Here is a 14,745-nt window from a genome sequence, read left to right on the forward strand (position 1 = left end):
AACGCTGCCCGGCGGACAGCGTTTTTTTCGGGAGCGGGTCGGCTTAGTTGCGGACGACGCGCTTGTATTCGGCGGTACGGGTATCGATCTCGATCGTGTCGTCCTGGTTGACGAACAGCGGCACCTGGATGGTGAACTGCTTGGCTTCGATGGCGTTCTCGATCTTGGCTTCCTTCAGGACGTTGCCCGAGGTATTGCCCTTGACGGCCGGTTCCGTGTAGATGATCTGGCGTGCGATGGTGATCGGCAGTTCGACCGAGATGGCCTTGCCGTCGTAGAACACGGCTTCGCATTCCATACCGTCTTTCAGGTAGTTGATGGCGTCGCCCATGTTTTCTTCTTCGATTTCGTACTGGTTGTACTCTTCATCCATGAAGACGTACAGCGGGTCGGCGAAGTACGAGTAGGTCACCGGCTTCTTGTCCAGGACGACGACGTCGAACTTGTCGTCGCCGCGGAACACGTTTTCCAGCGGCGCGTTGGTGAGAAGATTCTTCATCTTCCACTTGTACGTGAAGCCCGTGCGGCTCGAGCCATTGACGTCGGAGCGCAGCACGATGAAAGGCTTGGCATCAACCATGATGATGTTGCCGACACGGATTTCTTTTGCGGGTTTCATAGGGAGGGTTTTAACCTAAAAATGAGTTGCAGTAATCAAGCATGATACCATGTTCCTCGCCCGTCGCCTACCGCAGCGACCGGGCGAAATCCAGCAGATTGCTCACCAAGTCGCCATTCGCCAACATCAGCGTTTGCCATTCGATATTGCGTTCGGCAATTGCGGGCAATCCGGCTTGCAAGGACGTCCACAGGGCCGGCCAATCGGTCGGCACATCCTCTTCCACGCCATTCCAGCGCAGGGAAAAATCGATCAGGCCAGGCAGGTTCGTCGCGTACTTGTGCAGGAACGCGCGGAGTTTAACATGATGCAAGTTTTCATCTTGCGGATAAATGTGCCAAATAAATGGCCGTCCCGCCCATTGCGCGCGCACCCAGGAATCCTCGCCCCGGACGAAGTTCAGGTCGCATGACCACAGCAGGCGATCGTAGTCTTCCTGCGACAGGAACGGGATCACGCGGACGCTCAGGCTGCCGCGCGTGGCGTGTGCGCCCGGCACCGGTTCGGCACCGAGGAAATCGCCCACCTGCGCGCGCGCGACGCCCTGCGGCACGAGGCATGTGAGCGGCCGTCCGCCGTCGCGCCAGACCGCGAACAGGTCCGCCAGCGGCGCCTGCGGATAGCAGAACAGGCTGACCGTCGGCGCCGCCTGCTCGTCCGCCGTGACGCCGAGCCGCGCGAGGAAACCGGCGCGCGCCGCCGGGTCCGCCTGGAACCGGTCGCGCGCAGCGAGCAGGTTGCGCTCGCGCAGCAGGCCGCCCGTCTGCGGCGTAAATCCGGGAAAGAAGAAATGCTTGGTCAGCTTGAGGCGCGGGTGCATCGACGGCAGCGTGTGGCAACCTTCGACCCACGCCTCGGCGCTGAGCCCTTCGTAATTGATCCACACGGGACGCGGCTCGCACTGCGCCATCGCGGCGATATAGCCCGGCGGGATGTCGACGCCGAAGAACTCGATCACGATGTCGGCCACGTCGGCCGGCGCGAACGCATCGTCCTGGCCGCGCCAGTGGACGACGCGCACGCCGTCCACGATCTGCGTATCGGCATCGATGGCGACGGACGGCCAGATGCGCCGGAAGCTGGCGAGATCGTCGACCCACAGGGTCACCGCGATGCCATGTTCGCCATGCAGCTGCCGCGCGAGGCGCCAGCAGATGCCGATGTCGCCGAAGTTGTCGACCACCTTGCAGAAGATGGCGAGTGTCGTGGAGCGTTGATCGAGATGCATGGTTAGCGGACCCAAAAGAAAAACCGGAGCACCTGTCCGCGCATGCGCGTTGGTCTGCTCCGGCTTTTGACTGGCGTCCCCACGGGGATTCGAACCCCGGTACTCACCGTGAAAGGGTGATGTCCTAGGCCTCTAGACGATGGGGACCTAAAACTGTGTGCTGCTGTGTTGCCGAATTCTTGGCGTCCCCACGGGGATTCGAACCCCGGTACTCACCGTGAAAGGGTGATGTCCTAGGCCTCTAGACGATGGGGACCTCGGAACTTCCTGCTGCTATGCCTGATCGCGGCATCATACACCAAAATACACCAAAACCTGGCGTCCCCACGGGGATTCGAACCCCGGTACTCACCGTGAAAGGGTGATGTCCTAGGCCTCTAGACGATGGGGACCCGAACTTCGCTACTACCTAAACGTGGTGGAGGTAAGCGGGATCGAACCGCTGACCTCTTGCATGCCATGCAAGCGCTCTCCCAGCTGAGCTATACCCCCCAATTTTTACTTCCGGGGTCAGAGACCGGATTTCCCGGTTGGGCTCTGACCTCGTCTGAATACGGATGCTGGTGTCCGCACTCAATAAAAAAGCCGCTTCAAGGCGGCTTCCTTGCAATTCAAAACCAAATTCTTGGCGTCCCCACGGGGATTCGAACCCCGGTACTCACCGTGAAAGGGTGATGTCCTAGGCCTCTAGACGATGGGGACCCTGGACTGCAATGCGTTACTCTGTTTTTCCTGCTTGGTGGAGGTAAGCGGGATCGAACCGCTGACCTCTTGCATGCCATGCAAGCGCTCTCCCAGCTGAGCTATACCCCCGGCGGAAAAACAGCACTATAACACACTACAACTACTGCTTACGTCGTTTTTCAACGCCGCGATCGCGAATCTGGCGTCCCCACGGGGATTCGAACCCCGGTACTCACCGTGAAAGGGTGATGTCCTAGGCCTCTAGACGATGGGGACCTGAACTTCGCAATCTACTTCAGAACGTGGTGGAGGTAAGCGGGATCGAACCGCTGACCTCTTGCATGCCATGCAAGCGCTCTCCCAGCTGAGCTATACCCCCGCAGTGCTGAAGTGCGAGCATTATAGCGGACGCACTTGCATTTCGCAAATACCCAGAGGGAATCACAAACCTTTGTTCACGCGGGCCAATACGGTGTCGCGGCCGAACAATTCCAGCACGGCGTCGATGGCCGGCGTCTGCAGCTGGCCCGTGACCAGCAGGCGCAGCGGCATGGCCAGTTGCGGCATCTTGAGGCCGTGCGCCGCCAGCACTTCCTTCATCATGGCGGACAGCGCGGGCTTGGTCCACTCGACGTCGCGCAGGCGCTCGGCGAACTGGGCCAGGGCCGGACGCACGGCGTCGGTCAGGTGCTGGGCCAGCAGCGCCGCATCCGGCTTCGGCGCGCGATAGAACAGCATGGCGGCGTCGGCCAGTTCGTTGATCGTGTTGGTGCGCTCCTTCATCAGGCCCAGCACGGCGGCGAGCGGCGGCGCGGCGTCGAACGCGGCGCCCTCGCGCTCCATCTTCGGACGCGCCAGACCGGCCAGGCGCTCGTTGTCGGCCAGCTTGATGTAATGGTTGTTCAGCCAGCCCAGCTTTTCCGGATTGAACTGCGCGGCCGACGCGGTCAGGTGCTCCAGGTTGAACCACTCGGTGAACTGCTGCATCGAGAAGATTTCGTCGTCGCCGTGGCTCCAGCCGAGGCGCGCGAGGTAGTTCAGCATCGCTTCCGGCAGATAGCCCTGCTCCGGATAGTCCATCACGCTGACGGCGCCATGGCGCTTGGACAGTTTCTGGCCGTCCGCGCCGAGGATCATCGGCAAGTGGCCGTATTGCGGCAGCTCGGCGCCCAGCGCGCGCAGGATATTAATCTGGCGGGGCGTGTTGTTGACGTGATCGTCGCCGCGCAGCACGTGGGTGATCTTCATGTCCCAGTCGTCGACGGCGACGCAGAAGTTATACGTCGGCGTGCCGTCCGGGCGGGCGATCACGAGGTCGTCCATTTCCTTGTTGGCGATGGTGATCGGGCCCTTGACCACATCGTGCCACGTGACTTCGCCGTCCAGCGGATTCTTGAAGCGCACGACCGGCTTCACGCCTTCCGGCACGGGCGGCAGCGTCTTGCCGGGCTCCGGGCGCCAAGTGCCGTCGTAACGCGGCTTCTCGCCGGCGGCGCGCATCCGCTCGCGCATCGCTTCCACTTCTTCCGGCGAGCAGTAGCACAGGTACGCCGTGCCGGCTTCCAGCATGCCTTTGACCACCTCGCGGTAACGGTCCATGCGCTGCATCTGGTAGAACGGACCTTCGTCGTGGGCGAGCCCCAGCCACTGCATGCCTTCCAGGATCGCCTGCACGGCTTCCGGCGTCGAACGCTCCAGGTCGGTATCTTCGATGCGCAGGACGAAGGTGCCGCCGAAGTGGCGGGCAAAGGCCCACGAATACAGCGCGGTGCGTGCGCCGCCGAGGTGGAGGTAGCCGGTCGGGCTGGGGGCGAAACGGGTACGGACGGTCATGGTCGGATACTGCCTGGATGTTGGTCAAGCAGCTATTTTACAGCCTGCCCCGCCAACGGGCGAGACGCGCAAGCCCCCGCCATCGCTACCCCGGACGGCCGTAAATTACTTTACAGAAATTAAGTTTTTGGCTAGAGTCTCGCGCTGGTCTTCCCACCCCGCGCCCCTCCCCTGTCCATGCCCACCGATCCGAGCACCGCTGCCATCGCGCGTTTGCGCGGGGAATTCGTCTGCGCGGCGACGGAAGCCGGCTTCCTGCACGCGCAGGCCAGGACGATCCTGCGCGACCTGCGCCGCGCCCTGATCCTGTGCTCGCTGTTCTACATGATGTTCAGCGTGAGCGACGTGCTCGCCCTCGGCCTGGCGGGCGCCATGCCGTCCCTGCTGGCCCGCTGCGCCGTACCCGTGCTGGCATACGCCGGCCTGCGCCACGCATGGCAAGCGGCGGCGCCCGTCGCGGCCGCGTACCGGGTGGCGAGCACGTTCACGCTGCTGGGGATGCTCACCTATATGGTCGTCGTCTGGCGGCGTCCGGCCGACACCCTGCTGCACGGCACCTCCGTCGGCCTGATGGCGGTCGTGATCCTGATCTTCATTCCGAACCGCCTGCGCACGGCTGCCGCCATCGCACTGGGCTCCAGCCTCGTCTTCATTGCGCTGGCCTGGTGCCGGCACCTCGAATCGACGCGCCACCTCGTGTCGATGACGATGCTGATCCTGTTCGCCAACGCGTTCGGCGCCGTCGCCGCGAACCGCCATGCCCGCCTGTGGCGCGAGCAATATCGTACGCAACAGGTGCTGACGAACCTGTCCGTGCGCGATCCGCTGACGGGTTGCTACAACCGGCGCCACCTGAACGCCGCGCTGCTCGACGGCGAGATCGCGCGGGCCCGGCGCTACCGGCTCAGCCTGTCGCTGATCATGTGTGACCTGGACGGTTTCAAGGCGATCAACGACACCTACGGCCACCACGCCGGCGACGCGCTGCTGCGCGGCTTCGCGCACCTGCTGCAGGCGATGACGCGCGAGGCGGTCGACACGGTGGTGCGCTACGGCGGCGAGGAATTCCTGATCCTGCTGCCGGAAACCCGGCTGGACGGCGCCGTCGAACTGGCCGAACGCATCCGCGCGGCCTTCGCCGCCCGGCGCGTCGAACACGGCGACGCCGTGCTGGCCACGACCGCCAGCTCGGCGTCGTCGGCGCGGATTTCGGCGCCGGCGAGGCCATCACGCCGCAGGGCCTGATTGCCGTCGCGGACGAACTGATGTACGACGCCAAGCGCGGCGGCCGCAACCGGGTGCGCGCGCGCCACCTGGACCCTTGCCTCGCGCGGGTGGCGTAGACGCGACGCGCGGGCGATAATCGCAGCGATGAGCGACCTTCCCGACCTGCACACCCACTACGACGCCATGTGGCACCGCGCCTGGCCTGCGGTGTCGAGCGGCGACGTCGACTGCGACACCCACCTGGCCGGCGGTCTCGACCCGCGCCGCGGCCTGACCCTGGCCGCGCGCCCCGGACCGGCCCTGGCCGCCCGCTTCGGCGCGCTGCAGGAGCGCCTGCTCGACGCCGACCCGCGCCAGTACCGCCAGCCCGGCGCCGACCTGCATGTGACGATCCTGTCCCTGTTCACGGTGACCGCGGACTACGCCCCGCACCTGGCGCGCCGCGCGGACTACGCCGCGGCCGTGCGCGCCGCGGTGGCGGGCCTGCCCGCGTTCGACATCGATTTCGACGGCATCACGATCTCGCGCGGCGCCGTGCTGGCCCGCGGTTTTCCGCGCGACGGTACGCTGGAACTGCTGCGCGCGCGCCTGCGCGACGCGTTGCGCGCGAGCGGACTGGATGGCTCGCTGGACCAGCGCTACCGGCTCGTCACGGCGCATTCGACGCTGCTGCGCTTCGTCGCGCCGCCGCCCGACCCGGCGCGCCTGGCCGCGGTGCTGGCCGGGCTGCGCGCGCTGCCGCTCGGGACGATGCGGGTGGACACGCTGCAGCTCGTCGTGAACGACTGGTATATGTCGAACGCGGCCGTGGAAACCGTCGAGACGTGGACGTTATCCGGCCGCGCGCCGTAACGTGACAGGCTGCTCCCCCGCCGCCCGCGCCCGCAACTGGCCGCAGCCGCCGTCGACATCCTGCCCGGCCGAATCGCGCAATTTGGTCAGCACGCCGCGCTCGAACAGCCACGCCGCGATCGTCCGCGCCTTGTCCCAGCTGGGACGGCGGAAGTCCAGGCCCGGGTTCGTATTGTAGGGAATCATGTTCAGCACGGCATATTTGCCGCGCAAGAGGGCCACGAGGGCCTCGAGCTCGTCCGGCCCGTCGTTGACGCCGTCCAGCAACGTCCACTGGTACTGGATCGGATAGCCGGTCAGGCGTGCGTAGCGCTCGCCCTCCTCGACCAGTTCGGCGGCGGAAAACCGCGGCGCGCGCGGCAGCAGGCGCGCGCGCAGGTCGGCCCTGGTCGTATGCAGCGACAGCGCCAGCGCCGGCTTCACGCGCCCGACGGGCAGGCGCTCGAACACGCGCGGATCGCCCACCGTCGAGAACACGAGGTTCTTGTGCGCGATATTGCCCTCGATGCCGAGCAGGTCGATGGCTTCCAGGACATTGTCCAGGTTGTGGGCGGGCTCGCCCATGCCCATGAACACGACTTTCTTCACGGGACGCAGGCGCCGCGCCAGCACGACTTGGGCGACGATCTCGCCGCTCGTCACCTGCCGGATCAGGCCATCGCGCCCCGTCATGCAGAACTGGCAGCCGACCGCGCAGCCGACCTGGCTCGACACGCACACGCCGTCGCGCGGCAGCAGCACGGATTCCACGGTCTGGCCATCCGCGAGGCCCACCAGCAGCCGGGCCGAGCCGTCGTCGGCGGGGTGCTCGCTGACGACCCGCGCGAGCGCATCCAGTTCGGCGTCCAGCTGCGGCAGCGCTTCACGGACAGGCTTCGGGAGAAAATCGTCGGGGCGGCGGCGGCCGCGGTCGTGGTCCATCACGCGGACCCAGTCGCGCAGCACGCGGTCTGCGTGCAGGGGTCGAGCGCCCAGCGCACGGAGGCGGCTGCGGATTGCTTCAATTCTCATAGTTTGCCCAAAAACGTCGCCCCCGCACAGGCGGGGGCCCAAGTGTTGCATGCGTCGCTGCAATGCGCGCAACTTGGGTCCCCGCCTCCGCGGGGACGACGGTCGCTGCTCAGTCGTTCTTGACGACGATCGTCGGAAACTTCGCCGTCATATCCTTCGCCTGCTCCGCCACCTTGACGGCCACCTTGCGCGCGATGTCCTTATAGATCGCGGCGACCGGGCCATCCGGTTCGGCGACGACGGTCGGCGTGCCGGAATCCGTCTGCTCGCGGATCGACAGCTGCAGCGGCAGCTTGCCGAGGAATTCCACGTGGAAGTCGGCGCACATCTTTTCGCCGCCGCCCGCGCCGAAGATCGCTTCGACGTGACCGCAGTTCGAGCAGATGTGGGTGCTCATGTTTTCCACGACGCCGAGGATCGGGATACCGACCTTCTCGAACATCTTGAGGCCCTTGCGCGCGTCCAGCAGGGCGATGTCCTGCGGCGTCGTGACGATCACGGCGCCCGTGACGGGCACTTTCTGCGACAGGGTCAGCTGGATGTCGCCGGTGCCCGGGGGCATGTCGACGACGAGGTAGTCGAGGTCCTTCCAGTTGGTCTGTTCCAGCAGTTGCTGCAGGGCCTGGGTGACCATCGGGCCGCGCCACACCATCGGTTCGTCCGGATCGATCATGAAGCCGATCGACGACACCTGCACGCCATGGTTTTCCAGCGGCTCCATCGTCTTGCCGTCCAGGCTTTGCGGACGGCCGTTCACGCCCAGCATCATCGGCTGCGACGGGCCGTAGATGTCGGCGTCCAGCAGGCCGACCGCGGCGCCCTCGGCGGCCAGCGCCAGCGCGAGGTTGACGGCCGTCGTCGACTTGCCCACGCCGCCCTTGCCGGAGGCGACGGCGATGATGTTCTTCACGTTCGGCATCACCTTCAAGCCGCGCTGGACCGCGTGCGACAGCACCTTGGTCGTGACGTTGACGCTGGCGTTCTCCACGCCGGGCAGCTTGCGCAGCGCGTCGACGACGGCCGCGCGGATACCTGCCGCCTGGCTCTTCGCCGGATAGCCGAGTTCGATGTCGAGGGCGACGCTGCCGCCGTCGATCTGGATGTTCTTGACTGCCTTGGACGAGACGAAATCTTTATTGGTATTGGGATCGACGACAGCGGCCAGGGCCGACTTGACGTCTTCAGGCGTGATGCTCATTGGGTTCTCCGGATGTGATGCGCAAGTTTAGCGCAAAACGGGGGTTCGACTGTTGCCAGGCTGGCAAATGCGCGGATTGTCCGCTGCGCGTCGAGGTGATCCGCTGGTAAAATGCCTTTTTTTACATCCCACGCAACCACCGACCATGACACGCAAGCTGTTCGTCACCACTGCCCTGCCCTACGCCAACGCTGCCTTCCACATCGGCCACATGATGGAGTACATCCAGGCCGACATCTGGGTCCGCTTCCAGCGAATGCAGCGCGACGCCGGCGAACAGCGGACCGTGCACTTCGTCGGCGCCGACGACACGCACGGCACGCCGATCATGATCGCCGCGGAGAAGGAAGGCGTGACGCCGCAGGAATTCGTGGCGAAGATCGCGGCCGGCCGCGCGCAATACCTGGACGGCTTCCACATCGCCTTCGACAACTGGCATTCGACGGATTCGCCGGAAAACGTCGACCTGTCGCAGAGCATCTACCGCCGCCTGCGCGACAACGGCCTCATCTACACGAAGACCGTCGACCGCTTCTACGACACGGCGAAAGGCATGTTCCTGGCCGACCGCAACATCAAGGGCGAATGCCCGGTCTGCCACGCGAAGGACCAGTACGGCGACAACTGCGAGGTCTGCGGCGCCGCCTACCAGCCGACCGAGCTGATCAATCCATACTCCGTGTTCACCGGGTCGACGCCGATCCTGAAGCCGTCCGAACAGTACTTCTTCAAGCTGTCCGACCCGCGCTGCTTCCAATTCCTCAAGGAGTGGCTGAACACGCCGGGCCGCCTGCAGCCGGAGATGGTCAACAAAGTGTCGGAATGGCTGGGCGAAAACGGCGAGAAGCTGGCCGACTGGGACATCTCACGCGACGCGCCCTATTTCGGCATCCCGATTCCCGACGCGCCGGGCAAGTTCTTCTATGTGTGGCTGGACGCGCCGGTCGGCTACCTGGCCAGCCTCAAGAATTACTTCGAAAAGAAAGGCCTCGATTACGAAGCCTTCCTGAAAGATCCGGCCGCCGAGCAAGTGCACTTCATCGGCAAGGACATCGTCTCGTTCCACCTGCTGTTCTGGCCGGCGATGCTGAATTTCTCGGGCCACCCGATCATCGACAAGCTGAAGGTCAATGTCCACGGCCACCTGACCGTGAACAACGAAAAGATGTCGAAGTCGCGCGGCACCGGCATTTCGCCGCTGCGCTACCTGGATCTGAAAATGAATCCGGAATGGCTGCGCTACTACCTCGCGTTCAAGCTGAACGCGCGCGTCGAAGACCTGGACTTCACGGGCGACGACTTCGTCGCGCGCGTGAACAGCGACCTGATCGGCAAGTACGTGAACATCGCCAGCCGCTGCGCCGGCTTCATCGCCAAGCGCTTCGACGGCAAGCTGGCGTCCGCGCTGTCGGATGACGCCAAACAATGGATCGCTCGTGCCCTGAACGGCGAAGTTAATGGCAACGTCGGCGAGCGCCAGGCGTCCATCGCCGCGAACTTCGAGTCGCGCGAGTTCGGCAAGGCGCTGCGCGAGATCATGGAAGTGGCCGACGTCGCCAACCGCTACGTCGACGAGAACAAGCCGTGGCTCCTGGCCAAGGACGAGACGAAGACGGCCGAGCTGCACGACGTGTGCACCGCCGCGCTGATCCTGTTCCGCCAGCTGACGATCCTGCTGTCGCCGGTGCTGCCGCACGTGGCCGCGCGCGTGCGCGAATTCCTCGGCGACGACGCCTATTCGTGGGACGACACCCAGGGTGAGCGCGTCTACGCGCCGCTGCTGGGCCGCACCATCAACGCCTACAGCCACCTGATGCAGCGCGTGGATGCCAAGATGGTCGAGGACCTGTTCGACAAGCCGGCCGCTGCCGACCCGGCGGCCGCTGCGGCCGCTGCGGACGCCGCGGACGCGGTGACGACCGCCGCACCTTCCGACATCGAGGCACTGGCGCCGGAAATCTCGATCGACGACTTCACCAAAATCGACCTGCGCGTCGCGAAGATCGTCAATTGTGAGCACGTCGAAGGTTCGAACAAGCTGCTGCGCCTCACGCTGGACGTGGGCGAAGGCCGCTATCGTAATGTGTTCTCGGGTATCAAGTCGGCTTACCAGCCGGAGCAATTGATCGGCAAGCTGACCGTGCTGGTTGCGAACCTGGCGCCGCGCAAGATGAAGTTCGGCGTGTCGGAAGGCATGGTGCTGTGCGCATCGGCGCAGGATGAAAAGACGAATCCGGGCCTGTACCTGCTCGAGCCGGCGAGCGGTGCCCAGCCGGGCATGCGGATTCGCTGAGCGTCCGGTTGCTCCGCAGGGCGACGGCAACGCGCTCTTGTTGCCCTCGTAATCCTGGCCGCCGATCCCGGCGGCCGCGTCCGGCCCGGCGATTGAAACGGCAACGGGAAGCGCAGCGCAATGCAGGCGGTTTTCATGGATCGCCTGCCGTGGGCCGGCATGGAAAGAGCGTCGATACCTTGCCAGAATGCCATCAGTTTCCGCGCGCCAGTGGCAGTATAATGCGCTGTTTTTTAATTAGATACGGCCGGAGCAGTCACGGAAAATCCGTACGCCGACCCATCAATAAATTCACTTTTAAGTGGTAGCGAAAAATATGACCGAATACAAAGCCCTGAGGCACATCCCGCAAGCGACCCTGTACCGCCAAGGTGACGTCTTCGTCCTGTTCGGCGAACTGTTCGGCCGCGGCTATGTGAACGGCCTGATCGACGAGGCGCGCGCCGCCGGCATGACGATCCTCGGCATCACCGTCGGCCGCCGCAACGACGACGGCACCCTGCGCGCGCTGACGCCGGAAGAGCATGCCGAAGCGGAAGAAAAACTCGGCGGCCGTATCGTCAACGTGCCGCTGATGGCCGGTTTCGACATGGATGCGCCCCCGGGCGAGCAGAATCCGACCGAGATGCTGTCCGGCGTTACCCTCAAGGGCTGGCAGGAAGACAAGCTCGACTGGACCAAGATCGAAGCCTGCCGCGCCGCCGGCGTGCAGCGCTTCACCCAGTCCGCCCAGGCCGTCATGGCCGAGATCGACAAGCTGATCCCGGACGGCGCCAACGTGTTCTTCGCGCACACGATGGCCGGCGGCATCCCCAAGATCAAGGCCTTCCTGGCCATCGCCAACCGCATCTACAAGGGCCGCGGCGACCGATTCATGTCCTCGCGCGCCCTGCTGGACAGCGATCTGGGCAAGCTGATCCTGATGAACTTCGACGAAGTCACGGCGAACACGCTGAAATACCTGATCGACGCCTCCGCCGCGATCCGCGCCCGCGTGGAGTCTAAAGGCGGCCAGGTGCGCTACACGGCGTACGGCTACCACGGCACCGAGATCCTGATCGGCGACGAATACCTGTGGCAGACCTACACGAACTACACGCAGGGCTATGCCAAGATGCGCCTGGAGTCGATCGCCGAAGCCGCCTGGGCCAGGGGCGTCAGCGCCACCGTGTTCAACTGCCCGGAAATCCGCACGAACTCGTCCGACATCTTCGTCGGCGTGGAACTGTCGCTGTTCCCCCTGCTTCTCGCCCTCAAGAAAGAGGGTGGCGGCGCCTGGGCTCAGGAGCAATGGGACATCTGCCAGGGCCTGCTGGCCGACGGCGTCTCGCTGCAATCGATCCTGGACAAGCTGGAAACCTATCTGCAGACCGCTACCAGCGCGTCGTTCCGCAACTTCGACGCCTGGCCGATGGACAACACGCCGGAACTGGCCGACCTGATGATCGGCACGTCGGAAGAAATCACCTCCCTGCACAAGGACAAGAAGGCGCTGATCACGGACCACCTGTCGTCCCTCGTGCTGGAAAGCGCCGGACCGCTGATGTTCCACGGCGCGGCCGAAAAGATCGCACCGGTGCTGTGGCTCAACCACGACATCATCGCGCGCCAGCTCAATGCGCTGCACCAATAAGCGCTGACACGCAGTATCATTCCTTGTTTTTATGATGCGGCGGCCCTCCATAAATGAGGCCGCCGCTTTTTGGACTCGCCTAGAAAAGCCATGAAACACTCCCAGTACGAATCCGAGCACACCAAGTTCATCAAGCAACTGAAAGACAAGACCCCGGGCATGGAAGAGCGCCAGCAAGCCGGCCGCGCCCTGCTGTGGGACAAGGCCCCGCTCTCGCTGGACGAGCAGCGCCGCATCGAAGAATCGCGCCTGCGCCAGCAGGCCTATCCGTACCAGACCAAGATCTGAGCGCAACCTGAGCTTATCCGAGGCCGACGACGATGGCGCCCGAGCAGGCGACGCCCGGTGGGCGCGCCGATCCCGACACGGGCGACGGCACCGCGGCGGGCGCTGACCTCGATGCCGCCGCGGCCCACGCCGAGAGCGCCATCGCGCGCCTGTACGGCGAACCGCTGCTGCACCTGCCCACCGACCTGTACATCCCGCCCGATGCGCTCGAGATCTTCCTGGACGCCTTCGAAGGTCCGCTCGACCTGCTGCTGTACCTGATCCGCAAGCAGAACTTCAACATCCTCGACATCCCGATGGCCCAGGTCACCTTGCAGTACCTGGAATACGTCGAGCAGATCCGCAAGAGCAACCTGGAGCTGGCGGCGGAATACCTGCTGATGGCGGCCATGCTGATCGAGATCAAGTCGCGTATGCTGCTGCCCAAGCGCGTCGATACGCTCGTCGAGGAAGCGGACGACCCGCGCGCGGAGCTGGTGCGGCGCCTGCTGGACTACGAGCAGATCAAGCTCGCGGCCCAGCAACTGGGCGCCCTGCCCCAGGAAGGCCGCGACTTCACGCGGCCGCAGCTGCACATCGAGCAGGCGCTGGGGCCGATCTGGCCGGACGTCGACCCGCACGACCTGCAGCGCGCCTGGATGGACGTGCTGCGCCGCGCGAAGCTGACCCAGCATCACCGCATCGGCCGCGAGGAATTGTCCGTGCGCGAGCACATGTCGGCCATCCTGCGCACCTTGCAGTCGGCCCGCTTCGTCGAGTTCGCGGACCTGTTCGGCGGCCATGCCAGCGTGCCCGTCGTCGTCGTGCACTTCGTCGCCATGCTCGAACTGGCGAAAGAAACGTTAATCGAAATCACCCAGGCCGAACCTTTCGCCCCCATCTATGTGCGGCTCGCCTATTCACCGGCATGACGCCTCCACGCATCCGATACCATGAAAATCATCTCCACCATTGACGAACTGCGCGACCAACTGCGCGGACAACTGCGCACCGCCTTCGTGCCGACGATGGGCAATCTGCACGAGGGCCACCTGTCGCTGATGCGCCTGGCGCGGCGCCACGGCGACCCGGTCGTCGCCTCGATCTTCGTCAACCGCCTGCAATTCGGTCCGAACGAGGACTTCGACAAATACCCGCGCACATTCGAAGCGGACGTCGCCAAGCTGGAGAAGGAAGGCGTGTACGTACTGTTCGCGCCGACCGAGAAAGACCTGTATCCGGAGCCGCAGGAATACCGCGTGCAGCCGCCGGACGACCTGGGCAATATCCTGGAAGGCGAGTTCCGCCCCGGCTTCTTCAACGGCGTGTGCACCGTCGTGACGAAGCTGTTCTCTTGCGTGCAGCCGCGCGTGGCCGTATTCGGCAAGAAGGATTACCAGCAGCTAATGATCGTGCGCAACATGGCGCGCCAGTTCGCCCTGCCGACGGAAATCATCGGCGCCGAAACCTTCCGCGCCGAGGATGGCCTGGCGCTGTCGTCGCGCAACGGCTACCTGAGCGCCGTGGAGCGGGCCGAGGCGCCGTTCCTGTACCAGACCCTGCAGTACGTGGCCGAACGCACCCGCGCCGGCCACGCCGACCTGATGGCGCTGGAACGCGACGCGATGGCGCGCCTGGCCGCGCACGGCTGGCAGCCGGACTATGTGTCGATCCGCAAGCGCATGAACCTGCAGGCGCCGAGCCGCGAGGAATACGAAGCGGGCGCACCGCTCGTCGTCCTGACCGCCGCCAAGCTTGGCGCGACGCGTCTGATCGATAATCTTGAGATCTGACTCTAAACGTTCCATTGTTGCAAATGTGCTGTAGGAATTGTCAACACTTCTTGCTAGACTCGGGGTTTGGCTTTTTACCCAACCCACGTAAAAAGAAGGAGTAGCGC

Annotated in this window: 12 protein-coding genes and 8 tRNA genes; 7 read left to right on the forward strand and 13 right to left on the reverse strand. The window is 64.6% G+C overall.

Going from position 1 to position 14,745, the window contains the following annotated elements; genetic code table 11:
* Window positions 1–43 precede the first annotated feature (43 nt).
* From ACEN9Q_RS15315 to gltX, 11 genes are all read right to left on the reverse strand, one after another.
* Complete coding sequence (locus ACEN9Q_RS15315) at window positions 44–619, reverse strand: elongation factor P (protein WP_056436208.1); 576 nt, start codon at window positions 617–619, stop codon at window positions 44–46.
* 67 nt (window positions 620–686) lie between these two features.
* Window positions 687–1,847: an elongation factor P maturation arginine rhamnosyltransferase EarP gene (earP, locus tag ACEN9Q_RS15320; protein ID WP_495625182.1), complete on the reverse strand. Its 1,161-nt coding sequence runs from the start codon at window positions 1,845–1,847 to the stop codon at window positions 687–689.
* A gap of 71 nt (window positions 1,848–1,918) precedes the next feature.
* Window positions 1,919–1,994 (reverse strand) — tRNA-Glu (locus ACEN9Q_RS15325).
* Window positions 1,995–2,027: 33 nt separating this feature from the next.
* Window positions 2,028–2,103: transfer RNA gene (locus ACEN9Q_RS15330), tRNA-Glu, on the reverse strand.
* 60 nt (window positions 2,104–2,163) lie between these two features.
* Window positions 2,164–2,239, reverse strand: a tRNA-Glu gene (locus ACEN9Q_RS15335).
* 24 nt (window positions 2,240–2,263) lie between these two features.
* Window positions 2,264–2,339: transfer RNA gene (locus tag ACEN9Q_RS15340), tRNA-Ala, on the reverse strand.
* A gap of 134 nt (window positions 2,340–2,473) precedes the next feature.
* Window positions 2,474–2,549: transfer RNA gene (locus ACEN9Q_RS15345), tRNA-Glu, on the reverse strand.
* A 35-nt stretch (window positions 2,550–2,584) separates the two neighbouring features.
* Window positions 2,585–2,660 (reverse strand) — tRNA-Ala (locus ACEN9Q_RS15350).
* A gap of 71 nt (window positions 2,661–2,731) precedes the next feature.
* Window positions 2,732–2,807, reverse strand: a tRNA-Glu gene (locus ACEN9Q_RS15355).
* A 27-nt stretch (window positions 2,808–2,834) separates the two neighbouring features.
* Window positions 2,835–2,910, reverse strand: a tRNA-Ala gene (locus ACEN9Q_RS15360).
* A 62-nt stretch (window positions 2,911–2,972) separates the two neighbouring features.
* A complete protein-coding gene (gene gltX, locus ACEN9Q_RS15365; protein ID WP_495625183.1) occupies window positions 2,973–4,364 on the reverse strand; it encodes a glutamate--tRNA ligase in 1,392 nt (463 codons plus the stop codon).
* Between the two features lie 177 nt (window positions 4,365–4,541).
* Between gltX and ACEN9Q_RS15370 the strand changes: the two genes are divergently transcribed.
* Window positions 4,542–5,609, forward strand: coding sequence for a GGDEF domain-containing protein (locus tag ACEN9Q_RS15370; RefSeq protein WP_495625184.1), 1,068 nt, complete (start codon window positions 4,542–4,544; stop codon window positions 5,607–5,609).
* Window positions 5,610–5,735: 126 nt separating this feature from the next.
* Window positions 5,736–6,443: a 2'-5' RNA ligase family protein gene (locus ACEN9Q_RS15375; protein WP_495625185.1), complete on the forward strand. Its 708-nt coding sequence runs from the start codon at window positions 5,736–5,738 to the stop codon at window positions 6,441–6,443.
* On the opposite strand, the gene ACEN9Q_RS15380 is transcribed toward ACEN9Q_RS15375, so the two are convergent.
* Window positions 6,423–7,454 (reverse strand): RNA methyltransferase, encoded by a 1,032-nt coding sequence (locus ACEN9Q_RS15380; RefSeq protein WP_495625186.1) that lies wholly within the window; start codon window positions 7,452–7,454, stop codon window positions 6,423–6,425. The genes ACEN9Q_RS15375 and ACEN9Q_RS15380 overlap by 21 nt on opposite strands.
* Window positions 7,455–7,563: 109 nt before the next feature.
* Window positions 7,564–8,652 (reverse strand): iron-sulfur cluster carrier protein ApbC, encoded by a 1,089-nt coding sequence (gene apbC, locus ACEN9Q_RS15385; RefSeq protein WP_056436226.1) that lies wholly within the window; start codon window positions 8,650–8,652, stop codon window positions 7,564–7,566.
* Window positions 8,653–8,797: 145 nt separating this feature from the next.
* Here apbC and metG point away from each other — a divergent pair, with 145 nt between their 5' ends.
* The 5 genes from metG to panC all read left to right on the forward strand — a co-directional run bounded on the left by metG (window position 8,798) and on the right by panC (window position 14,638).
* On the forward strand, window positions 8,798–10,945 hold the full coding sequence (metG, locus tag ACEN9Q_RS15390) for a methionine--tRNA ligase (protein ID WP_495625187.1): 2,148 nt from the start codon (window positions 8,798–8,800) through the stop codon (window positions 10,943–10,945).
* A 316-nt stretch (window positions 10,946–11,261) separates the two neighbouring features.
* A complete protein-coding gene (locus tag ACEN9Q_RS15395) occupies window positions 11,262–12,578 on the forward strand; it encodes an enoyl ACP reductase FabMG family protein (protein WP_056436232.1) in 1,317 nt (438 codons plus the stop codon).
* A gap of 90 nt (window positions 12,579–12,668) precedes the next feature.
* Window positions 12,669–12,866, forward strand: coding sequence for a DUF3460 family protein (locus ACEN9Q_RS15400; protein WP_056436235.1), 198 nt, complete (start codon window positions 12,669–12,671; stop codon window positions 12,864–12,866).
* A gap of 32 nt (window positions 12,867–12,898) precedes the next feature.
* Window positions 12,899–13,777 (forward strand): segregation and condensation protein A, encoded by an 879-nt coding sequence (locus ACEN9Q_RS15405; protein WP_056436238.1) that lies wholly within the window; start codon window positions 12,899–12,901, stop codon window positions 13,775–13,777.
* 21 nt (window positions 13,778–13,798) lie between these two features.
* Complete coding sequence (panC, locus tag ACEN9Q_RS15410) at window positions 13,799–14,638, forward strand: pantoate--beta-alanine ligase (protein WP_495625188.1); 840 nt, start codon at window positions 13,799–13,801, stop codon at window positions 14,636–14,638.
* The last annotated feature ends 107 nt before the right edge of the window (window positions 14,639–14,745 follow it).

Source organism: Massilia sp. Masssp93, assembly GCF_059491295.1.